General features: G+C 69.8%; 20 protein-coding genes and 5 tRNA genes. 18 read left to right on the top strand and 7 right to left on the bottom strand.

Translation table 11 applies throughout. The features are described from left to right. Positions 1-93: 93 nt before the first annotated feature. Both OG413_RS01550 and OG413_RS01545 read right to left on the bottom strand, forming a co-directional pair. Entirely contained in the window at positions 94-516 is a 423-nt protein-coding gene (locus OG413_RS01550) for a roadblock/LC7 domain-containing protein (RefSeq protein WP_003966009.1), read from the bottom strand. Continuing rightward, positions 517-4,401 carry a sensor histidine kinase gene (locus OG413_RS01545; protein WP_266802473.1) on the bottom strand — a complete coding sequence of 1,295 codons (3,885 nt, stop codon included), beginning with the start codon at positions 4,399-4,401 and terminating at the stop codon, positions 517-519. Positions 4,402-4,981: 580 nt separating this feature from the next. Here OG413_RS01545 and OG413_RS01540 point away from each other — a divergent pair. From OG413_RS01540 to gltX, 3 genes are all read left to right on the top strand, one after another. After that, positions 4,982-5,164, top strand: a complete 183-nt coding sequence (locus OG413_RS01540; RefSeq protein WP_266802472.1) for a hypothetical protein — start codon at positions 4,982-4,984, stop codon at positions 5,162-5,164. Between the two features lie 82 nt (positions 5,165-5,246). After that, the gene (locus OG413_RS01535) at positions 5,247-6,032 is read left to right on the top strand and encodes a fumarylacetoacetate hydrolase family protein (RefSeq protein ID WP_266802471.1); all 786 of its coding nucleotides are present in this window, start codon (positions 5,247-5,249) and stop codon (positions 6,030-6,032) included. After that, positions 6,025-7,497, top strand: coding sequence for a glutamate--tRNA ligase (gltX, locus tag OG413_RS01530; protein WP_266802470.1), 1,473 nt, complete (start codon positions 6,025-6,027; stop codon positions 7,495-7,497). Before OG413_RS01535 ends, gltX begins: the two co-directional genes overlap by 8 nt. A gap of 68 nt (positions 7,498-7,565) precedes the next feature. On the opposite strand, the gene OG413_RS01525 is transcribed toward gltX, so the two are convergent. After that, a complete protein-coding gene (locus OG413_RS01525) occupies positions 7,566-8,195 on the bottom strand; it encodes a TetR family transcriptional regulator (protein WP_266802469.1) in 630 nt (209 codons plus the stop codon). A gap of 56 nt (positions 8,196-8,251) precedes the next feature. Between OG413_RS01525 and OG413_RS01520 the strand changes: the two genes are divergently transcribed. From OG413_RS01520 to OG413_RS01490, 7 genes are all read left to right on the top strand, one after another. After that, complete coding sequence (locus tag OG413_RS01520; protein ID WP_266802468.1) at positions 8,252-9,136, top strand: oxidoreductase; 885 nt, start codon at positions 8,252-8,254, stop codon at positions 9,134-9,136. A gap of 112 nt (positions 9,137-9,248) precedes the next feature. Continuing rightward, the gene (locus tag OG413_RS01515) at positions 9,249-9,968 is read left to right on the top strand and encodes an HAD family hydrolase (RefSeq protein WP_266802467.1); all 720 of its coding nucleotides are present in this window, start codon (positions 9,249-9,251) and stop codon (positions 9,966-9,968) included. Between the two features lie 87 nt (positions 9,969-10,055). After that, a tRNA-Gln gene (locus OG413_RS01510) sits at positions 10,056-10,127 on the top strand. 38 nt (positions 10,128-10,165) lie between these two features. After that, positions 10,166-10,238: transfer RNA gene (locus tag OG413_RS01505), tRNA-Glu, on the top strand. Positions 10,239-10,298: 60 nt separating this feature from the next. Further along, positions 10,299-10,371: transfer RNA gene (locus OG413_RS01500), tRNA-Glu, on the top strand. A gap of 12 nt (positions 10,372-10,383) precedes the next feature. Beyond that, positions 10,384-10,455, top strand: a tRNA-Gln gene (locus OG413_RS01495). Between the two features lie 38 nt (positions 10,456-10,493). Beyond that, positions 10,494-10,566 (top strand) — tRNA-Glu (locus OG413_RS01490). Between the two features lie 66 nt (positions 10,567-10,632). Here the strand turns inward: OG413_RS01490 and OG413_RS01485 are convergent. Further along, positions 10,633-11,274, bottom strand: a complete 642-nt coding sequence (locus OG413_RS01485; RefSeq protein WP_266802466.1) for a MerR family transcriptional regulator — start codon at positions 11,272-11,274, stop codon at positions 10,633-10,635. Positions 11,275-11,366: 92 nt separating this feature from the next. Here OG413_RS01485 and OG413_RS01480 point away from each other — a divergent pair, with 92 nt between their 5' ends. Beyond that, positions 11,367-11,864, top strand: coding sequence for a DUF4188 domain-containing protein (locus OG413_RS01480; protein WP_266802465.1), 498 nt, complete (start codon positions 11,367-11,369; stop codon positions 11,862-11,864). A gap of 112 nt (positions 11,865-11,976) precedes the next feature. Here OG413_RS01480 and ndgR read toward each other — a convergent pair whose 3' ends face one another. After that, the gene (gene ndgR / locus OG413_RS01475; RefSeq protein ID WP_003966003.1) at positions 11,977-12,693 is read right to left on the bottom strand and encodes an IclR family transcriptional regulator NdgR; all 717 of its coding nucleotides are present in this window, start codon (positions 12,691-12,693) and stop codon (positions 11,977-11,979) included. 174 nt (positions 12,694-12,867) lie between these two features. Between ndgR and leuC the strand changes: the two genes are divergently transcribed. The 4 genes from leuC to OG413_RS01455 all read left to right on the top strand — a co-directional run bounded on the left by leuC (position 12,868) and on the right by OG413_RS01455 (position 16,044). Next, entirely contained in the window at positions 12,868-14,292 is a 1,425-nt protein-coding gene (gene leuC / locus OG413_RS01470; protein ID WP_266802464.1) for a 3-isopropylmalate dehydratase large subunit, read from the top strand. 5 nt (positions 14,293-14,297) lie between these two features. Beyond that, complete coding sequence (gene leuD / locus OG413_RS01465) at positions 14,298-14,891, top strand: 3-isopropylmalate dehydratase small subunit (protein WP_266802463.1); 594 nt, start codon at positions 14,298-14,300, stop codon at positions 14,889-14,891. 104 nt (positions 14,892-14,995) lie between these two features. Continuing rightward, complete coding sequence (locus tag OG413_RS01460) at positions 14,996-15,223, top strand: hypothetical protein (RefSeq protein WP_073726930.1); 228 nt, start codon at positions 14,996-14,998, stop codon at positions 15,221-15,223. Positions 15,224-15,366: 143 nt separating this feature from the next. Beyond that, entirely contained in the window at positions 15,367-16,044 is a 678-nt protein-coding gene (locus tag OG413_RS01455; RefSeq protein ID WP_266802462.1) for an HU family DNA-binding protein, read from the top strand. 123 nt (positions 16,045-16,167) lie between these two features. Here OG413_RS01455 and OG413_RS01450 read toward each other — a convergent pair whose 3' ends face one another. Continuing rightward, positions 16,168-16,371 carry a hypothetical protein gene (locus tag OG413_RS01450; protein WP_266802461.1) on the bottom strand — a complete coding sequence of 68 codons (204 nt, stop codon included), beginning with the start codon at positions 16,369-16,371 and terminating at the stop codon, positions 16,168-16,170. A 10-nt stretch (positions 16,372-16,381) separates the two neighbouring features. Beyond that, positions 16,382-17,047, bottom strand: coding sequence for a 2-phospho-L-lactate guanylyltransferase (cofC, locus tag OG413_RS01445; protein WP_266809805.1), 666 nt, complete (start codon positions 17,045-17,047; stop codon positions 16,382-16,384). Positions 17,048-17,218: 171 nt separating this feature from the next. Here cofC and OG413_RS01440 point away from each other — a divergent pair, with 171 nt between their 5' ends. From OG413_RS01440 to OG413_RS01430, 3 genes are read left to right on the top strand one after another with little or no spacing between them, the layout of a single operon-like run. Continuing rightward, positions 17,219-17,971, top strand: coding sequence for a 1-acyl-sn-glycerol-3-phosphate acyltransferase (locus tag OG413_RS01440; protein ID WP_266802460.1), 753 nt, complete (start codon positions 17,219-17,221; stop codon positions 17,969-17,971). Beyond that, positions 17,968-18,978, top strand: a complete 1,011-nt coding sequence (locus OG413_RS01435; protein WP_266802459.1) for an NAD(P)H-dependent glycerol-3-phosphate dehydrogenase — start codon at positions 17,968-17,970, stop codon at positions 18,976-18,978. Before OG413_RS01440 ends, OG413_RS01435 begins: the two co-directional genes overlap by 4 nt. Before the next feature lie 34 nt (positions 18,979-19,012). Beyond that, the gene (locus OG413_RS01430; RefSeq protein ID WP_266802458.1) at positions 19,013-20,188 is read left to right on the top strand and encodes a D-alanine--D-alanine ligase family protein; all 1,176 of its coding nucleotides are present in this window, start codon (positions 19,013-19,015) and stop codon (positions 20,186-20,188) included. The last annotated feature ends 5 nt before the right edge of the window (positions 20,189-20,193 follow it).

Raw genomic sequence — 20,193 nt, 5'->3', positions numbered from 1 at the left:
GAAGGGGCCGGTGAGGGGGCTGTGGCGGCCGGACGGGTGAGGGTTGTGGGAAGTACCTGGGGGGATCGTGTCGGGTATCCGCTGCATGGCCGCCTAGTGGAGCAGACTGCCCTGGAGCTCGGCACGGAGGTCGGGCGTGAGGACAGTGCCCGCGCGGTCCACCAGCAGGGCCATCTCGTACCCGACCAGACCGATGTCGGCGTCCGGATGGGCGAGAACGGCCAGCGAGGAACCGTCCGAGATGGACATCAGGAAGAGGAATCCGCGCTCCATCTCCACCACCGTCTGACTGACGGCACCGCCCTCGAAGATCCGGGAGGCACCCGCGGTCAGCGAGGTGAGCCCGGAGGCGACGGCGGCGAGCTGGTCGGCGCGGTCCCGGGGGAATCCCTCGGACATCGCCAGCAGCAGCCCATCGGCGGAGACCACCACCGTGTGCGACACCCCGGGGGTGTTGTCCACGAAGTTGGTGATCAGCCAGTTCAGATTCTGCGCGGCCTGACTCATGGGGCTCAACTAACGCTCCTGCTGGTGAGTGGGGCCGAGTTGGAAACTGCCGGTCGACTGGCCGTTGTTGGCCTGCCGACCCTGCTGGATGCCCCGGCGGAGATTGGTCAGACGCCCGCGCACGTCATCGGGCGCACGCGAAACCTGAGGTCCGGTCTGGTGATTCTGCTGCTGTGCGGTGCCCGGCACCAAATTGGCACGCGGAACCCGGCGTGGCAGCCCGGAGGTGGTGACGCCGCCCGCCGCCGGTTTCTTGACCCGCTCGGCCTGGCGGACGAGTTCGTCGTTGGGCGAGGCACGCCACGAAGCGGTGGCCCCGGTGTCGGCCGCCTCACGACGCGGCATGGGGGCCAGGGGAGCCCCGGAGTCCGGAGCGCCCGGTGCCTGCGGCTCGGCGGCGGGCGGCTGCTGGCCACCCTGCTGCGGGCCGTGGAACCAGTTGGTCTCCAGGGTGTCGTACAGCGGCGTCCGCCCGTCCCCGGGACCGGCCGGCGGCAGTGCCTCCGGCTGGGGCTGCTGCGGCAGCATGGGACGGTGCGGCGCCTCGCCGGCCGGTGAGGCCGATGGACGCGGCACGCCGAAGTCGCTGTCGTCCCGGCCGCGCTGACGCGGTGCGGGCAGCCCCTGGTCCTGTGGACGCGGGGCGTTGAAGTCGGGGCGCGCGAACTGCGTGGTGCTCGCCGGGTCCTGCGCGTCCGGGGACTGCGGGAACTGCGGCGCCTGGGGGAACTGAGGTGCCTGCGGCGCCGAGAAGTCGGGGCGGGCGAACTCGGCGGTGGCGCCGGGGCCCTGACGGTCGTCCATGGGCCGACGCCGGACCGGCGGGGCGTCGAACGGCCGGTCCTGGCCCGGTCCGGCGTCCTGGCCGGGTCCGGCCGGCCGGGCGAACCGGCCGGTGGAGTCGGGCTCCTCGTGACCGCGCGGCGCGTCCAGCGGGGTGCGCCGCGGCGCTCCCCGCTCCTCGACGCCCCAGCTGGTGGCCTGCGGGCGCTGCGGCTGCGGGTTGCCCCCGGGCAGCTCGGCACGCGGACCACCGGGCGGCGGCAGCTGACGACCGGGGCCGCCAGGGCCGCCGGACTGCTGGAGACCGCCCTGGGTGCCGGGACCGTTCTGCCCCTGGAGGGGCTGCTGCGGCTGCTGCGGCGGGACGGGCCCGTTCTGGCCCTGCTGGGCGAACGGGTCCCGCTGGGCGAACGGGTCCTGGGGTGCGAACGGGTCCTGCCGGGCGTTCGGGCCCTGCGGAACCGGACCACCGTGGCCGAACAGGTTGGGCTGACCCGATTCCGTACGGCCGGGCGTCTCGCCCTGGCCGCGGGCACCCAGCCGGGCACCGCCGCCGAAGGCGCCGGAGAGGCCGCCGCCGTGGCGCTGCGGTTCCTGGCGCGGGAAGTCCTGCGGACCACCCTGCGGAGCCTGGTTCGGGTGGCCGGGATTCTGCTGACCGGGGTTCTGCTGGCCAGGATTCTGCTGGCCAGGATTCTGCGGGCCGTTGTTCTGCTGGGACTGCGGCTGACGCGGCCCGGTGTCGCGCGAGGGCAGTGCGGCCCGCGGGCCGGTGCCCGCGCCGACCTGGCCGCGCGAGCTGCCGGGACCCGCGCCGAGACCCTTCGCGGGCGGGGCGGACGGACCGCCGCCGAGGCCCGGACGCGGGGCGCTGCCCGGCCCCGGACCCGTACCGGCGAGCAGACCGCCGGGCGCGCCGGAGTGCTGACCGGGGCCCTGCTTCGGCACCGGCTGCTTGCCGCCGTGCGCGACATCGACGGGCAGCATGACCAGCGCGGTCGTGCCACCGGAGTCGGAGGGGCGCAGCTGGATCCGGATGCCGTGACGCAGGGACAGCCGGCCGACCACGAACAGGCCCATGCGGCGGGAGACCGAGACATCCACGGTGGGCGGCGCGGCGAGCCGCTCGTTGATCGCCGCGAGGTCCTCGGGGGACAGGCCGATACCGGTGTCGTGGATCTCGACGAGCACCCGCCCGTCGGGCAGCGCGTGACCGGTGACCCGGACCTTCGTCTGCGGCGAGGAGAACGACGTGGCGTTCTCCAGCAGCTCGGCGAGCAGGTGCACGAGGTCGTTGACGACCCGGCCCGCGACCTCGGTGGCGGGCACCGCGGCCAGTTCGATGCGCTCGTACTGCTCCACCTCGGAGGCGGCGGCACGGAGCACGTCGACCAGCGGTACGGGGCGGGTCCACCGCCGGCCGGGCTCCTCACCGGCGAGAACCAGCAGGTTCTCACCGTTACGGCGCATACGGGTCGCGAGGTGGTCGAGCTTGAAGAGCGAGGACAGCTGGTCCGGGTCGGCCTCGCGCGACTCCAGCTCGGAGATGAGCGAGAGCTGACGCTGGATGAGGCCCTGCGAACGGCGCGAGAGGTTGGTGAACATCGCGTTGACGTTGCCCCGCAGCAGCGCCTGTTCGGCGGCGAGGCGGACAGCCTCGCGGTGCACGTCGTCGAAGGCCGCGGCCACCTGGCCGATCTCGTCCCGGGAGTGCACACCGACCGACTCGACCGAGGTGTCGACATCCTGCGGGTCGGTCTCGGAGAGCTGCTTGACGAGTTCGGGCAGTCGGTCCTGCGCAACACGCGTAGCGGTGTCCTGAAGGCGCCGCAGCGAGCGGATCATCGACCGTGCCACGACGAAGGCGCCGACCAGCGAGACACCGAGCACGAGCAGGATGACCGCACCGTTGATGATCGCTTCGCGCTGCGAGGCCTCGCGCAGTTCGCGGGCCTTGGCCTCCATGTCGCTGAGGAGGGTGGCCTCGATCGTCTGCATCGCGTTGATCTTGGTGGAGCTCTGGTCGTACCAGTCGAGGTACGAGCGGACCTTCTTGGTGTCGTTGAGGTCCGACGTGGTGTCCAGGACCCGCTTCGCGTACATGTTCGCGGCGTTGATCTCGGGGTTGCCGTTGTCCAGCGGGGCCGTCAGCTCGGCCGCGCTGTCCCCGGTGGTCCCGTAGATCGTGTTGAACGAGGTGAGGGCCCGGGATTCCTTCGCCAGCGCGTTCTGACCGAACTGCTGGTCGTTCGGGTTGAGGTGCGGTTCCTTGACGCTGCCGCCGGGAAGCGCCGCGGCGATGATCGCCCGCTGGACCGAGGCGTACTCCTTGGCGGAGGAGAACGCCGCCAGCGCACGGGTCCGCTTGATCATCTCCGGGTTGCTGGTCGCCTGCGCCATGTCCTGCGAGAGGCTCAGCAGCGAGGTGATCAGCTGGCTGTACTGGTCGATCGTGTTGAGGCTGGGGGAGCCGTCCGCGTACGCCGTCTTGCGGATCGTGCGGATGTCGCCGAGCAGCGACGCGATCTGGGCGACGCTCGCGTGGATGCCTTCGAGTGCCTCGTCGCCCTGGGCGTCACCGATGGCGTTCGTGGCGTCGAAGAACGCGTCCTTGGCCCGGTCGGTCTTCTTCCGGGGCTCGGTGACCTTGTAGTCGGTCGCCTTCGACTTGTTGGACAGCGGACCGGCCGACTGGTCGCGCTCCACCTGGAGTGCCTGGGCGAGCGTGGTCGCCTGCTTGGTCATCCTCGTCAGCAGCTGCATGTGCTCCAGCTGCTGCATGTCGGTCATCGACTCGTTGATGCGGAGTCCGCCCAGCGTGGTCGCGGCGACCACCGGAAGGGCGAGGAGGGAGACCAGACGGGTGCTGATGCGCCAGTTACGGAGCGCTATTCGCGAACCCGTGTTGATCGGGCCGCGGGGCTTGAGAGGGGTGACCGGCTCGGCGCCGCCGCTCGCCGTCGTGCCCGAGCGCTGTGCACGGTCGCCGCCTTCACCGGTCGCGGCCGGTCCGGGGTTCTGGGCGTGCTGGGGGGAGGAACCGCGGTCGGTCCCGCCGCGCGGCTCCTGTTCCGCCGGAGCACTGCCATCCCTCTTGAAACGTCCCTGCACTAGCGTCGCAACCTCTGGACCAGGCGTCCCCTCCGCCAGGCGGGTGGGACGGTGTCGGCGTCGTGGGGCGCTGGACGCGCCCCATGGTGGTCGTGAGTGACCGGCGTTCTCCCCCTCCCGCCGCCACTCGGCGCTGCGTTGCGCCCCTGCGCGCCGGCACTGAAACCCGCGGCGGTGCGTGGAATTCCAGCACAGTGCCGGATCTCCAACAAGGCCCACGTACCGGGCTGTGACCTGGGTGACACGTTGTGATGAGGGAGTAACAAGCAGTGCGGAGTGTTCATGGTTAAAGCGGACTATTGCGGATGAGTTGATGACGGGTGGGGGGTGTCCCAGTCGGCATGATCAGGAGCGGAATGGTTGATTCAGTGGTGCAATGTCCGTTTCCTGAAGCAGGGTCAGCTGACCGTAATGTTCGAATTGTCGATAACTTCGTGAGCAAACTCACATGATGATCGTCGTCTCTTCCTTGCTGCTGCGGGGAATTGGATGTTTAGCCTGACGCTTTACTAGGGATGGCGAATCCGACAAGCCGGCGCCCCTCCGGGCGGCGCCCCCACCGACAAGGTCCAGACGGCAGATGAAGACGACGATGATGTTCCGCAACATTGCCAACCCCCGGCGCACCACGCTGGCGCACCTCAAGGACGCCGAAGCGCTGCAGACGCCGGAGCTGCCGGAGCACGCCGTCGACCTGCCCACCCAGACGGCCAACCCGCGCCGCACCATCCTGATGGAAGCGCCGGTCGCGACCGCGCGCTGATCGGCGCGGCTGTCCCCCTCACCCGCGTTAGCCTGGAGCGTCAGTCTTCAGCCAGCCAGCAAGTGAGGGGCGACAGCATCCCGTGCGCATCGCCAGGTTCTCCATCGACGGCAACGTCGCCTTCGGCGCCGTCGAGGGTCAGGGCACCGTGGAATCCGGTGACCTCGTCCTCGACATCATCAAGGGCATTCCGTACGCCGACTTCGAGCTCTCCGGCACCAAGGTCCCGCTGAACAAGGTCCGGCTGCTGCCCCCCGTGCTCCCCAACAAGGTCGTGGCCATCGGCCGCAACTACGCGGAGCACGCCGCCGAACTCGGCCACGAGGTCCCCGATGTCCCGGTCGCCTTCTTCAAGCCCACCACCTCGGTGATCGGCTCGGGCGACGCGATCGAGTACCCCTCCTTCTCCAACGAGCTGCACTACGAGGCCGAGCTGGCCGTGGTCATCGGCCGCATGTGCCGCGAAGTTCCGCGCGAGCGCGTCAAGGACGTCATCTTCGGCTACACCTGCGCCAACGACGTCACCGCGCGTGACGCCCAGCTGCGCGAGAAGCAGTGGGCCAGGGCCAAGGGCTTCGACACCTCCTGCCCGCTCGGCCCCTGGGTGGAGACCGACCTCGACCCGTACGACCTCATCATTCAGGCGACGGTCAACGGCGAGCAACGGCAACTGGGCCGTACGAGCGACATGGTCCGCTCGATCGAGGACATCATCGTCCACATCACGGAAGCCATGACCCTGCTCCCGGGCGATGTGATCCTCACCGGAACTCCCGCGGGGGTCGGACCCCTGCACGTCGGCGACGAGGTCGCCGTCACCATCGAAGGCATCGGCACTCTCACCAACAAGGTGATCAAGCGTGGTTAACGGACCCGTCCGCGTACGTTTCTGTCCCTCCCCGACCGGCAACCCCCATGTGGGCCTGGTCCGGACCGCCCTGTTCAACTGGGCCTTCGCCCGGCACAACAAGGGCACCATGGTCTTCCGCATCGAGGACACCGACGCGGCGCGCGACTCCGAGGAGTCGTACGACCAGCTGCTCGACTCGATGCGCTGGCTCGGCCTCGACTGGGACGAGGGTCCCGAGGTCGGCGGCCCGCACGCCCCGTACCGCCAGTCGCAGCGCATGGACATCTACAAGGACGCCGCCGACAAGCTCCTCGCGGCCGGTCACGCGTACCACTGCTACTGCACCACCGAGGAGCTCGACACCCGCCGCGACGCCGCCCGCGCGGCGGGCAAGCCGTCCGGGTACGACGGTCACTGCCGCGACCTCACGGCCGAGCGGATCGCCGCGTACCAGGCCGAGGGCCGCACCTCCATCGTCCGCTTCCGGATGCCCGACGAGGCGATCACCTTCACCGACCTGGTCCGCGGTGACATCACCGTCCAGCCGGAGAACGTGCCGGACTACGGCATCGTCCGGGCCAACGGCGCCCCGCTCTACACGCTGGTCAACCCGGTCGACGACGCGCTGATGGAGATCACCCACGTCCTGCGCGGCGAGGACCTGCTCTCCTCCACCCCGCGCCAGATCGCCCTGTACCGCGCGCTCATCGAGCTGGGCCTCGCGAAGGACACCCCCGCCTTCGGCCACCTCCCGTACGTCATGGGCGAGGGCAACAAGAAGCTGTCCAAGCGCGACCCGCAGGCTTCGCTCAACCTCTACCGCGAGCGCGGCTTCCTCCCCGAGGGGCTGCTGAACTACCTCTCGCTGCTGGGCTGGTCGATCGCCGAGGACCGCGACATCTTCACCATGGACGAGATGGTCGCGGCGTTCGACATCAAGGACGTCAACGCCAACCCGGCCCGCTTCGACCTCAAGAAGTGCGAGCACATCAACGCCGAGCACGTGCGCAAGCTCGACGTGAAGGCGTTCACCGAGGCGTGCGGCCCCTGGCTCAGGGCCCCGTTCGCCCCGTGGGCCCCGGAGTCCTTCGACGCGGAGAAGTTCGCGGAGATCGCCCCGCACGCCCAGACGCGGGTCACCGTGCTCTCGGACATCACCGACAACGTCGACTTCCTCTTCCTCGACGAGCCGGTCGAGGACGAGGCGTCCTGGACCAAGGCGATGAAGGAGGGCTCCGACGCCCTCCTGGCCACGGCCCGTGCCAACCTGGCCGCCGCCGAGTGGAACGCCGAGGCCCTGAAGAACGCCGTGCTCACCGCCGGTGAGGCCCACGGCCTGAAGCTCGGCAAGGCCCAGGCCCCGGTCCGCGTGGCCGTCACCGGCCGCACGGTCGGCCTGCCGCTCTTCGAGTCCATGGAGATCCTGGGCCGCGAGAAGAGCCTCGCCCGGGTGGACGCGGCACTGGCGAAACTGGCCGCGTAACCGCTACCGCTCCACCACCATGGGGTGGCCGCTCCCGAGGGAGCGGCCACCCCATCGGCGTTCCGCCGTCAGACGGCGTCCAGTGCCGGGGCGATGACCGCGAACGCCCGGTCGGTCAGCGCGGCCGGATCCTCGGCGCCCTCACTGCCGCTCCACCGCTGCAACACGGTGTCGAAGGCGGCCAGCGCCATTCCGGCCGCCAGCCGCGGGTACAGGTCGGTCTCGGCATCGAGCCCCGCGCGGCCCGCCAGCTCCGCCGCGAGGTCGTCGCGCCACTGCGCCTGGTGCTCCAGGAAGCGGGCGCGCAGGGCAGGGGTACGCAGAATCAGCCGCACCACGCGAAGCGCCCGCTCGGAGTGGTCGGCACAGGCGGACATCGCGGCCCAGACGGCGTGCCGCAGCGCCACGGATGGCGGTTCCCCGGCGGGCCGGCGGGCCAGCTCCGCGTGCATGCCGGTCCCCATCCCGGCCAGGAACTGGACGACCACGTCCTCCTTGGACGCGAAGTACCGGAAGAACGTGCGCTTGGACACTCCGGCCGTGGCGACGATCTCGTCCACGGTGACGGCGTCGAAGCCCCGCAGCGCGAGCAGTTGCAGCGCCGCCTCGGTCAACTCGTTCGCGACGAGCTGACGTTTGCGCTGGGCCAGGCTGACTTCGGGGGGAGGGCTCACCCCGCAATGGTATCGGCATGCCATGGATGGCACTCGGTATCTTCTTGGCACCAAGTGCCATCTTCGGCACTGTCTGCCGCATGACACAGAAGCAGCGCTGGACCACCGAACAGATCCCGGACCAGTCCACGAGGGTGTTCGTCGTCACCGGAGCCAACAGCGGCCTCGGCCTGGCCACCACCCGGGCACTCGCCCGCCGGGGCGGGCGGGTGATCCTCGCGGTGCGCGACGAGACGAAGGGCCATCGCGCGGCCGCCGAGATCACCGCCGAGCAGCCGGGCGCCGCCCTGGAGGTACGCCGGCTCGACCTGGCCGACCTCGACTCGGTCCGCGCCTTCGCCGCCCGGCTGCGCACCGACCATCAGCGGCTGGACGTGCTCGTCAACAACGCGGGCGTGCTGGCGCCGCCCCGCACCCTGAGCACGCAGGGCCACGAGCTGCAGTTCGCGGCCCATCACCTGGGCCACTTCGCCCTCACCGGGCTGCTGCTGGACCTCCTCACCGCCGGGCACGACCCCCGGGTCGTCACGGTCAGCTCGGTCAACCACCGCAAGGGGCGGCTGGACTTCGACGATCTCACCGGCGAGCGCGGCTACTCGCCGATGGGCTCCTACAACGGGTCGAAGTTCGCCAACGCCGTCTTCGGACGGGAACTCCACCGCCGCCTGACCGGGGCCGGCAGCCCCGTGCGCAGCGTGCTCGCCCACCCCGGCTACACCGCCACCAACCTCCAGAAGGGCGCGCCGGTCCGCCTGTGGCGGGTCGTGCTCGGCCGCATCGGCAACCCGCTGCTCGCCCAGAGCCCCGCCGCGGGGGCACTGCCACAGCTGTACGCGGCGACGGCCCCGGACGTGGAGGGCGGCGAGTTCATCGGCCCGGACGGCCCGGCGGAACTGCGCGGCGCCCCGACCCGGGTGCCCCTGTCCCCGCACGCGGCCGACAGCGGGACGGCCCGCCGCCTGTAGGAGCTGTCGGAACGCCTGACCGACGTACGGTTCGCGCTTCCGGCGCCCGGAGAGCCCCCGCGCGCCGGGTGACGGTCTGGCTCCCCGGCGAGCCCCCGGCTAATCTCGGGGCATGCCGATCCGAGCCGTCCTCTGGGACATCGACGACACGATCTTCGACTATTCGGGCGCCGACCGCATCGGCATGCAACGGCACCTGGAGCGCGAGGGCCTGCCCAGCGGGTACACCTCCGTCGAGCAGGCCCTCGACGGGTGGCGGGCGGTGACCGATGTGCACTGGGCGCGGTGCGCCGCGGGGGAGATCGACTTCCAGGGACAACGCCGCGACCGGGTGCGGGAATTCCTGTCCCGGGCGATGGAGGACGCCGAGGCCGACGACTGGTTCGGCAGGCACGCGGCGCACTACGAGGCCGCCTGGGCGCTCTTTCCCGATGTGGTGCCGGTGCTGGACCTGCTGGCGCGTGACTACCGGCACGCGGTCCTGTCGAACTCCAGCCTCCATAATCAGCACCGCAAACTGACCGTGCTCGGTGTGCGGGACCGGTTCGAGTCGCTGGTGTGCGCCGTCGAGCTGGGGATCTCCAAGCCGGACGCCGGCGCCTTCCACGCGGCCTGCGACGAGCTCGCGCTCGCGCCGCACGAGGTGGCGTACGTGGGCGACGAGCCGGACATCGACGCGAGCGGCGCGGTCGCCGCCGGGCTGGTGGGGATCTGGCTGGACCGTCGGGGGAGGGGCGGACGGGAGGATCTTGTCCGGATCACCGGGCTCGATCAGCTTCCCGGGCTGCTGGCGGGCAATACCCGTTTTGGAGCGCCGGACACCTTCGGGTAATGTTCTTCCTGCGCCGCCCGAGCGGGCCGAAAGATCCGGCCGGGAAGCGCAGACAGAAATAAGACTCCTCCGGGGGTTACGTTTCAGTGGGCTATGGTGTAATTGGCAACACTACGGTTTCTGGTACCGTCATTCTAGGTTCGAGTCCTGGTAGCCCAGCGCAAGTCAGTGGTAAAGCGCAAGTCAGCAGTAAACACGCCCCCGTTGTGTAGCGGCCTAGCACGCTGCCCTCTCACGGCAGTAGCGCCGGTTCGAATCCGGTCGGGGGTACAGATCCTTCCCGCGAGAACATCTGGGTCGCACCCACGTTCTTGATGCAGGATCGCTAGGGCCCCCGTTGTGTAGCGGCCTAGCACGCTGCCCTCTCACGGCAGTAGCGCCGGTTCGAATCCGGTCGGGGGTACTTGTCACACCATGGGCTATGGTGTAATTGGCAACACTACGGTTTCTGGTACCGTCATTCTAGGTTCGAGTCCTGGTAGCCCAGCGCAAGTCAGTGGTAAAGCGCAAGTCAGCAGTAAACACGCCCCCGTTGTGTAGCGGCCTAGCACGCTGCCCTCTCACGGCAGTAGCGCCGGTTCGAATCCGGTCGGGGGTACAACAGAGCGGTACGGGAAGGCCCTTCACCTCGGTGGAGGGCCTTCTTCCGTTCCTCGGGCGGCGGCTACAGCCCGTACCGCCGGGCCGACTCCTCACCCTGGGCCAGCCTGCGCAGCGACATCAGCAGCGGCTCGTAGAGGACGGCCGAGGCGATGGCGTTCTCGACCTGTTCCGCCTCGGAGGCGTACGTCTCCATCTCGTCCAGATCGTGCACGGCCGCCTGCTCCATGATGCGGGCCTGCCGGGTCAAGTACGCGATGTCACACGGGTATCCGAGCCGGCCGAGGGTGGCCACGGACGCGACCAGCGACCGGTGGACGGGGGAGAGGTCGCCGAGTTCCAGCGCGGTTTCCCAGCCCAACTCACTGAGCAGCCGGGTCACCTCGGCGCGGGCGGTGGCCGTCTCCGGTGCGTCCTCGTCGGGATCGGGGCCGTGCGGCAGGGCCCACAGAGCGGCGCCCAGACGGATCGTCCGGCCCAGCGACTCGTCGTCGACATGGGCCAGCACCTCGCGGGCCGTGGCCACCGGCAGGCGTCCTATCTGGATCAGTGCCCGCACCAGACGCAGCCGGCGCAGATGCCCCTCGTCGTACTCGGCCTGCGTCGCGCTGATCCGTCTGCCCGGCGGCAGTAGCCGCTCGCGCAGGTAGTACTTGATCGTCGCCGTCGAGACGCCGCTCTGCTCACTCAGTTCCGACAGTCGCATTCTCTGCGCCTTCCCTTGCGCCGCCCCTTGGGTGGTGGAACTATCCAATCATTGGATAGCGAAACTCTCCAACGGAACCAGGGGTGCACAGCATGTTCGCGAAGCCGATACCGGGCCGGACGACGGCAGCCGCGGAGGGCGAGGTCGTCGTCCTGCTGATCGGGATGCGCATCAACCACTTCTGGGGGGTGCACCACTGGCTGCCCGTCTTCGCCGCGATGCCGCGCATGCTGCGGGAGTTGGCCAAGGACAAGAGCCGGGGCCTGCTCGGCTACACGCTGCTCTCCGGCTCGCCGCGTACCTACTACGTCGTTCAGTACTGGGAGTCGAAGGAGAAGCTGTACGCGTACGCGAGCGCTTCCGACATGTTCCACCACAGGGCCTGGGCGAGGATCAATCGCAAGGAGAAGAACTCCCGGCAGCACGTGGGGCTGTGGCACGAGAGCTACATCGTGCCCGAAGGGGGCTACGAGTCGATCTACGCCGATATGCCGGCGTACGGACTGTCGGCGGCGACCGGTGTGCTGCCGATCGAGGAGCGGGGCCGCCGGGCGGCGGACCGTCTCGCGCACCGCTCGTCCGAGGGGTGAGAGAGGTGCCGGGGGAGTAGTCCGGGGAAATGAGGGGCCGCCACGGCGCTGGGGCGGCCTTCCGGGGAAGGGGAAAGGGTGTTACCGGGAGGAGCGGGGCGAGCGGTGGGTGTCAGCCCGTGCGGCGCAGGGCCTCGCTCAGCCGTGCCGCCGAGTCGATGACCGCCTGCGCGTGCATCCGGCCGGGGTGGCGGGTCAGCCGCTCGATCGGCCCGGAGACCGAGACCGCGGCGACCACCCGGTTCGAGGGGCCGCGCACCGGGGCCGAGACCGAGGCGACGCCCGGTTCCCGCTCGCCGATCGACTGGGCCCAGCCCCGGCGCCGTACGCCCGAGAGGGCCGTCGCCGTGAACCTGGCGCCCTGGAGGCCGCGGTGCAGACGCTCCGGTTCCTCCCAGGCCATCAGGATCTGGGCGGAGGATCCCGCCTTCATGGTGAGCGTGGAGCCGACCGGCACCGTGTCCCGGAGTCCGGACAGCCGTTCCGCCGCGGCCACACAGATCCGCATGTCGCCCTGCCGGCGATAGAGCTGAGCGCTCTCGCCGGTGATGTCGCGAAGATGGGTGAGCACCGGTCCCGCCGTGGCCAGCAGCCGGTCCTCGCCGGCCGCGGCCGCGAGTTCCGAGAGCCGGGGGCCGAGAATGAACCGGCCCTGCATGTCCCTCGCCACCATGCGGTGGTGTTCCAGTGCCACGGCCAGTCGATGGGCCGTGGGCCGTGCGAGCCCGGTCGCCGCGACCAGCCCGGCGAGGGTGGCCGGACCGGACTCCAGGGCGCTCAATACCAGAGCCGCCTTGTCGAGAACGCCGACGCCGCTAGAGTTGTCCATACGACGATACTCGCGTCTCACTCTGTGAAACGCAAGTTCAATTTTCGACGGAAGTTGCGAACCTGTACGGGCGGCCACACAACGGCCCGCAGCCGCCGCCCCGCTCGGGGGTCCGGACGGTGGCGCACCAAATCTCTAGTTGGGCCGGCGAAGACGCCGGCCGGAGGGAAAGCGATGGGTAGGACACTCGCGGAGAAGGTCTGGGACGACCATGTCGTCCGGCGCGCGGAGGGCGAGCCCGACCTTCTCTTCATCGATCTTCACCTGCTGCACGAGGTGACCAGCCCGCAGGCCTTCGACGGCCTGCGCCAGGCCGGACGTCCGGTGCGGCGCCTCGACCTCACCATCGCCACCGAGGACCACAACACCCCGACGATCGACATCGACAAGCCGATCGCGGACCCGGTCTCGCGTGCCCAGCTGGAGACCCTGCGCAAGAACTGCGCGGACTTCGGCGTCCGGCTGCACCCGCTGGGCGACATCGAGCAGGGCGTCGTGCACGTGGTCGGCCCGCAGCTGGGCCTGACCCAGCCCGGTACGACGGTGGTCTGCGGTGACTCCCACACCTCCACGCACGGGGCGTTCGGCGCGCTGGCGTTCGGCATCGGCACCAGCCAGGTCGAGCACGTCCTGGCCACCCAGACGCTGCCGCTGGCCCGCCCGAAGACCATGGCCATCACCGTCGAGGGCGAACTGCCCGAGAGCGTCACCGCGAAGGACCTGATCCTGGCGATCATCGCCCGGATCGGCACCGGCGGCGGCCAGGGCTACATCCTCGAATACCGCGGCTCCGCCATCGAGAAGCTCTCGATGGAGGCCCGGATGACCATCTGCAACATGTCGATCGAGGCCGGTGCCCGCGCGGGCATGATCGCCCCGGACGCGACCACCTTCGACTACCTGCGGGGCCGTGACCACGCCCCGGAGGGCGAGGACTGGGACGCCGCCGTCGCGTACTGGCGCACGCTGCGTACCGACGACGACGCCGTCTTCGACGCCGAGGTCGTCATCGAGGCCGCCGAACTGGCCCCGTTCGTCACCTGGGGCACCAACCCCGGCCAGGGCGCGCCCCTCTCCGGACACGTCCCCGACCCCGCTTCGTACGAGGACGCCTCGGAGCGGCACGCCGCCGAAAAGGCCCTGGAGTACATGGGGTTGACCGCCGGGCAGCCGCTGCGGGACATCAACGTCGACACCGTCTTCGTAGGTTCCTGCACCAACGGCCGGATCGAGGACCTGCGCAACGCGGCCTCGATCCTGGAGGGCCGCAAAGTCGCCGACGGGGTGCGGATGCTGGTCGTTCCCGGCTCCGTCCGGGTCGCGCTCCAGGCCGTCGCGGAGGGCCTGGACAAGGTCTTCACCACCGCGGGAGCCGAATGGCGGCACGCGGGCTGCTCGATGTGTCTCGGCATGAACCCCGACCAGCTGGCCCCCGGCGAGCGCTCCGCCTCCACCTCGAACCGCAACTTCGAGGGCCGGCAGGGCAAGGGCGGCCGCACCCACCTGGTCTCCCCGCAGGTCGCCGCCGCCACCGCGGTGCTGGGCCATCTGGCCTCGCCCGCCGACCTGTCCGACGCCCGTACGCCCGCCGGAGTCTGAGAACCATGGAAGCTTTCACCGCACACACCGGCCGGGCCGTCCCGCTGCGCCGCAGCAACGTCGACACCGACCAGATCATCCCCGCCCACTGGCTGAAGAAGGTGACCCGCGACGGCTTCGAGGACGGGCTCTTCGAGGCGTGGCGCAAGGACGAGAACTTCATCCTCAACCGCCCCGAGCGGCGCGGTGCCTCGGTCCTGGTGGCCGGTCCCGACTTCGGCACCGGTTCGTCCCGCGAGCACGCGGTCTGGGCCCTGCAGAACTACGGCTTCAGGACCGTCATCTCGTCCCGGTTCGCCGACATCTTCCGCGGAAACTCGCTGAAGAACGGGCTGCTGACCGTGGTCCTGGACCAGCGGGTCGTCGACGCGCTCTGGGAGCTGACGGACGCCGACCCGACGGCCGAGGTCACCGTCGACTTGGAGGCGCGGCAGGTCCGTGCCGAGGGCATCACGGCCGACTTCGAGCTCGACGAGAACGCCCGCTGGAGGCTGCTCAACGGGCTCGACGACATCAGCCTCACCCTTCAGAACGAAGCGGACATTGCGACTTATGAGGCGGCAAGGCCGACCTTCAAGCCGCGTACAATTGTGGTCTGAGCAGCGCTTTTCCAGGACTGCGCCCCCTGCCTTCGGGTAGGGGGCGCAGTCGCTTGTTGAGCCCCCCTCGGGCGACAACTCGCCCCAGATGGCACAATCGGTGCATGGGACGCGACAGCCAACTCAAGCTCTATGGCCAAGTCGCCGACCGATTGAAGGAAGCGCACGCAAGGGTGCGTGCACTGCAAGTCCCGGAGGGCGTAAGGATGGCGCTGTCCCGGAAGCTGCTGGTCGTCACGGCCGCGGCGAAGCACGATCTCCCAGATGCAGCAAGGCGTCTGGACCGGTTGATGAAGGACCTCGATGAGGGCCGATTCCCCGAAGGTGACTGACTCTGCGGAACTGCGCAGCGGTCGACTTCGTTGCGGCACTAGGGTGATTAGCCCGTTTCGTGTTTGATTTGCGGTATATATCTGCCTAACGTGCGAAAAAGCTTGAACACTTTCGTTCTGGCTATGTCTCCGAAGGGGAAGACGTGAACAAGGCGCAGCTCGTAGAAGCGATTGCCGACAAGGTCGGCGGCCGTCAGCAGGCCGCAGACGCTGTCGACGCGGTACTCGACGCGATCGTCCGTGCCGTTGTCGCCGGGGACCGTGTCTCGGTCACCGGCTTCGGCTCGTTCGAGAAGGTCGACCGTCCGGCCCGGTACGCCCGCAACCCGCAGACGGGTGAGCGCGTACGGGTCAAGAAGACCTCGGTCCCCCGCTTCCGTGCGGGACAGGGCTTCAAGGACCTGGTGAGCGGCTCCAAGAAGCTCCCCAAGAACGATGTGGCCGTGAAGAAGGCGCCCAAGGGCAGCCTCTCGGGCGGATCTTCCACCCGTACGACGGCGAAGGCCGCGGCCAAGAAGGCCACCGCCAAGAAGGCCGTGGCGAAGAAGGCCACCGCCAAGAAGGCCGTGGCAGTGGCGAAGAAGACCACCGCCACCGCCAAGAAGACCACCGCGACGGCGAAGAAGGCCACCGCGACGGCCAAGAAGGCCACGGCGGCCGCGAAGAAGGCGGCCCCGGCGAAGAAGGCCGCGACGACCGCCAAGAAGGCCGTCGCCAGCAAGACCGCGCCCGCCAAGAAGACCACGGCGAAGAAGGCGCCCGCGAAGAAGACCACGGCGCGCAAGACCACGGCCAAGAAGGCCACTGCACGCAAGAAGTGAGACCGGGCACACGCTCGCTCCTCACACGCGCCGGGCCGGGCTCCCCTCGGGGGAGCCCGGCCCGCGGGCTGTCCGGGGTCCTTGACGGCCCTCCGCGGGCCGCCCAGGGTTTCCCGGGCCGTCTCAGAACGTCTGCAGCGTCACCAGGGTGATCCGCAGGGCCGCGCCCTCGCCCTCACCCTCGATCCGGACCCGCTGCCCAGGACGCAGCAGCCGCAGGCCGCCCGCGTCGAAGGCCGGGGCGTCGAAATCCACCGGGGTGCCGTCGTCCAGCAGCACACTGCCGGTGCGGGTCTCGGAGTCGTACGTGTACGAGGTCGCCTGCATGGGCGGCAGCCTATCGGTCGTGGGCGGGGGACACCGAAGCGTTCAGATCCGCCGTGTGCGGGCCCACGCCGAGCGTCAGAGCCACCCGCAGATCCGCCCCGGTGTCCACGTCCCGGCGGACCGAGTCGAGACCGGGCAGACGGATTTCCGCCGCTCCCGACGCCAGGTGCCGGGAGCGGGAAGGCCCGCCGAAAGCCGGGCGCAATTCCACCCCCGGCGCAGCGGACAGAAATGTGGTGCCGATTCCCGCCGCATCCGTGACAAATGCGCGAGGAAAAGTGGAAGAAAATTCGAGCACCCGCGCCAATTCCGCGGGGCGCAGCGCGGGCAGATCCGCGTTCAGAGCCGCCACCGCACTGTCGGGCCGCAGCTTCCGGGCCGACCGCGCCCCGTGCGCCAGCGCGGCGTTGAGTCCGGCGGCCGGTGTGTCGGGCAGGATGCGGGCCCCGAGCGCCGAAAGGGCCGCCGCGGCCACCGTGTCGTCCGTGACGACCACCACATCCCGCACCCCGGGGCAGGCCAGCGCCGCGGCCACGGTGTCCTGGGCGAACGCCAGGGCCAGCCGCGGCCGCAGCAGCTCGCCCGCCGCCCGCCCCAAACGGCTCTTGGCCCGTGCGAGCGGCTTCAGCGGGACGACCAGTGACCAGCACCCGGTCAGGTCGGTGTTCGTGGCGATCTCCCCCCTCCGTACGCGTCAGGACATATTCTCGCCTGCCGGTACGACAACCCGGAGGAGCGGTCCCGAAGGTGAGGCGTACGGTGTTCTCGACACAGCAGGGGCCTGGGGCCAGACTTGACCGTCAGTAGCCAGGCAGCAGTAGGTCAGGTAATAGAGGAAGGTGTCCGAGTGTCCCGCCGCAGAATCGGCTTTTGGTACCGCCTGGCGGCGTTCATCGCCAAACCGCCATTGGTGGTTCTGTTCAAGCGTGACTGGCGGGGAACGGAACACATTCCGGCCGACGGCGGATTCATCACGGCGGTCAACCACAACTCGTATCTGGACCCGCTCTCGTACGGACATTTCCAGTACAACACCGGCCGAGTGCCGCGGCTGCTGGCGAAGGCGGGGCTCTTCCGGACCCCGTTCGTCGGAATGATGCTGCGGGGCACCGGCCAGATCCCCGTCTACCGTGAGACGACCAACGCGCTGGACGCGTTCCGCGCCGCCGTCGACGCCATCGAGCGGGGCGAATGCGTCGCCTTCTACCCCGAAGGCACCCTCACCCGCGACCCCGACATGTGGCCGATGGCCGGCAAGACCGGCGCCGCCCGCGTGGCGCTGATGACCAGGGCACCGGTCATCCCCGTCGCCCAGTGGGGCGCCAATCTCGCGATGCCGCCGTACGCCACGGAGAACAAGCTCCAGCTGTTCCCCCGCAAGACCCTCATCGTGCAGGCGGGACCGCCCGTCGACCTCAGCCGCTTCTACGCGATGGAGCCGACGCCCGACGTGCTGCGGCAGGCCACCGAGGTCATCATGGCCGCGGTCACCGCCCAGCTGGAGGTCGTACGCGGCGAGAAGGCCCCCACAGAGCTCTACGATCACCGCAAAGCCCGTGCTGAACTACGGCGCAAGGCCCAGGGAAAGGGACCCACGTGACGCACCCCGTCAAAGCAGCCGTCTTCGGAACCGGCTCATGGGGTACGGCCTTCGCCGTGATCCTCGCCGACGCGGGATGCGAGGTCACCCTCTGGGGCCGCCGCGCCGAAGTCGCCGAGGCCATCAACACCACTCGTACCAACCCGGACTACCTGCCGGGCCTCGAACTCCCCGCATCGGTACGGGCCACCACCGATGCCGCCGAGGCGCTGCGCGGCGCCGAGTTCGCCTTCCTGGTCGTGCCCTCGCAGACGCTGCGCGCCAACCTCGCGGACTGGGCCCCGTACCTGGAGGACCGCACCGTCCTCGTCTCCCTGATGAAGGGCGTCGAACTCGGCACCGCCAAGCTGATGAGCGAGGTCATCGGGGACGTCACCAAGGTCGCCCCGGACCGCATCGCCGTCATCTCCGGGCCCAACCTCGCCAAGGAGATCGCCGAACGCCGCCCCGCCGCGGCCGTCGTCGCCTGCCAGGACGAGTCCGTCGCCCGGCGCCTCCAGGCCGCCTGCCACACCCCGTACTTCCGCCCGTACACCAACACCGATGTGATCGGCTGCGAGCTCGGCGGCGCCGTGAAGAACGTCATCGGACTCGCCGTCGGCATCGCGGACGGAATGGGCCTCGGCGACAACGCCAAGGGCTCGCTCATCACCCGCGGCCTCGCCGAGACCACCCGTCTGGGCGTGGCCATGGGCGCCGATCCGCTGACGTTCTCCGGAATGGCGGGCCTCGGCGACCTGGTGGCGACCTGCTCCTCGCCGCTCTCGCGCAACCACACCTTCGGCACCAACCTCGGCCGCGGCATGACGCTCCAGGAGACGATCGCCGTCACCAAGCAGACCGCGGAGGGCGTCAAGTCCTGCGAATCGGTGCTCGACCTGGCCCGCAGGCACGGCGTCGACATGCCCATCGCCGAGACCGTCGTCGGCATCGTCCACGAGGGCAAGCCGCCGGTCGTCGCGCTCAAGGAGCTGATGTCGCGCAGCGCCAAGGCCGAGCGGCGCTGACGTCTCCCTTACCAGCAGGTACGCTCATCGCGATATGAGCAGCGAGAACCTCCCCCAGAGCCCTGAGCGCCGCGAGAGCCCTGAGCAGCAGCGCCGTAAACCGCGCGTGGCTGTCGTGTTCGGCGGACGCAGCTCCGAACACGGCATCTCGGTCGTCACGGCCGGCGCCGTCCTGAACGCCATCGACCGGACCGTGTACGACGTCCTGCCGATCGGCATCACGACGGACGGCCGCTGGGCGCTCACCGCGGATGAGCCCGAACGCATGGCCATCACCGGCCGCCAGGTGCCCAACGTGGCCGAGCTGGCCGAGTCCGACGAGGGCGCCGTGGTGCTCTCCGTCGATCCCGGCAGCCGTGAAGTCGTCTACAGCGAACCGGGATCGGTGCCCAAGGCACTCGGCGAGGTCGACGTCGTCTTCCCCGTGCTGCACGGCCCGTACGGAGAGGACGGCACGCTCCAGGGGCTGCTCGAACTCTCCGGCGTGCCCTACGTCGGCGCCGGTGTCCTCGCCTCCGCGGTCGGCCAGGACAAGGAGTACATGAAGCGGGTGTTCGTCTCCTTCGGGCTGCCCGTCGGACCGTACGAGGTCTTCCGCCCCCGCGAGTGGGACAGCGACCGCGACGCGGCCCGCAAGCGCATCGTGGACTTCGCCGGTGAGCACGGCTGGCCGCTCTTCATCAAGCCCGCCCGCGGCGGCTCCTCGGTGGGCATCACCAAGGTCGACGACCTCTCCGGCCTCGACGAGGCGATCGAGGAGGCCCGCCGCCACGACCCCAAGTTCCTCGTCGAGTCGCTGCTGCGCGGGCGTGAGATCGAGTGCGGGGTGCTGGAGTTCGAGGACGGACCGCGGGCCAGCGTGCCCGCCGAGATCCCGCCGGTCACCTCGCACGACTTCTACGACTTCGAGGCCAAGTACATCGACTCGGCCGCCGGTCTGGTGCCCGCCCCGCTCACCGCGGAGCAGACCGCCGAGGTCCAGCGCCTCGCCGTCGCCGCCTTCGAGGCCACCTCCTGCGAAGGGCTGGTGCGCGCCGACTTCTTCCTCACCGAGGACGGCGGGTTCGTCATCAACGAGATCAACACGATGCCGGGCTTCACCCCGATCTCCATGTACCCGCGCATGTGGCAGGAGAGCGGCGTGGACTACCCGGAACTGGTGGACCGGCTGATCCAGGCCGCGCTGACCCGTTCCACCGGACTGCGCTGAGGCGC

This window comes from Streptomyces sp. NBC_01433, assembly GCF_026340105.1.
Classification (GTDB): domain Bacteria; phylum Actinomycetota; class Actinomycetes; order Streptomycetales; family Streptomycetaceae; genus Streptomyces.
This window is presented reverse-complemented; position numbering and strand designations above follow the sequence as displayed.

What these genes read in the sequence shown, in the direction of transcription:
- OG413_RS01485 (WP_266802466.1), bottom strand. Translation starts at nt 11,274, where the DNA reads ATGCGACTGTCGGAACTGAGTGAGCAGAGCGGCGTCTCGACGGCGACG.
- leuD (WP_266802463.1), top strand. Translation starts at nt 14,298, where the DNA reads ATGGAAGCTTTCACCGCACACACCGGCCGGGCCGTCCCGCTGCGCCGC.
- OG413_RS01540 (WP_266802472.1), top strand. Translation starts at nt 4,982, where the DNA reads ATGAAGACGACGATGATGTTCCGCAACATTGCCAACCCCCGGCGCACC.
- OG413_RS01525 (WP_266802469.1), bottom strand. Translation starts at nt 8,195, where the DNA reads ATGGCATGCCGATACCATTGCGGGGTGAGCCCTCCCCCCGAAGTCAGC.
- OG413_RS01515 (WP_266802467.1), top strand. Translation starts at nt 9,249, where the DNA reads ATGCCGATCCGAGCCGTCCTCTGGGACATCGACGACACGATCTTCGAC.
- leuC (WP_266802464.1), top strand. Translation starts at nt 12,868, where the DNA reads ATGGGTAGGACACTCGCGGAGAAGGTCTGGGACGACCATGTCGTCCGG.
- OG413_RS01520 (WP_266802468.1), top strand. Translation starts at nt 8,252, where the DNA reads ATGACACAGAAGCAGCGCTGGACCACCGAACAGATCCCGGACCAGTCC.
- OG413_RS01480 (WP_266802465.1), top strand. Translation starts at nt 11,367, where the DNA reads ATGTTCGCGAAGCCGATACCGGGCCGGACGACGGCAGCCGCGGAGGGC.
- OG413_RS01460 (WP_073726930.1), top strand. Translation starts at nt 14,996, where the DNA reads ATGGGACGCGACAGCCAACTCAAGCTCTATGGCCAAGTCGCCGACCGA.
- ndgR (WP_003966003.1), bottom strand. Translation starts at nt 12,693, where the DNA reads ATGGACAACTCTAGCGGCGTCGGCGTTCTCGACAAGGCGGCTCTGGTA.
- OG413_RS01450 (WP_266802461.1), bottom strand. Translation starts at nt 16,371, where the DNA reads ATGCAGGCGACCTCGTACACGTACGACTCCGAGACCCGCACCGGCAGT.
- OG413_RS01430 (WP_266802458.1), top strand. Translation starts at nt 19,013, where the DNA reads ATGAGCAGCGAGAACCTCCCCCAGAGCCCTGAGCGCCGCGAGAGCCCT.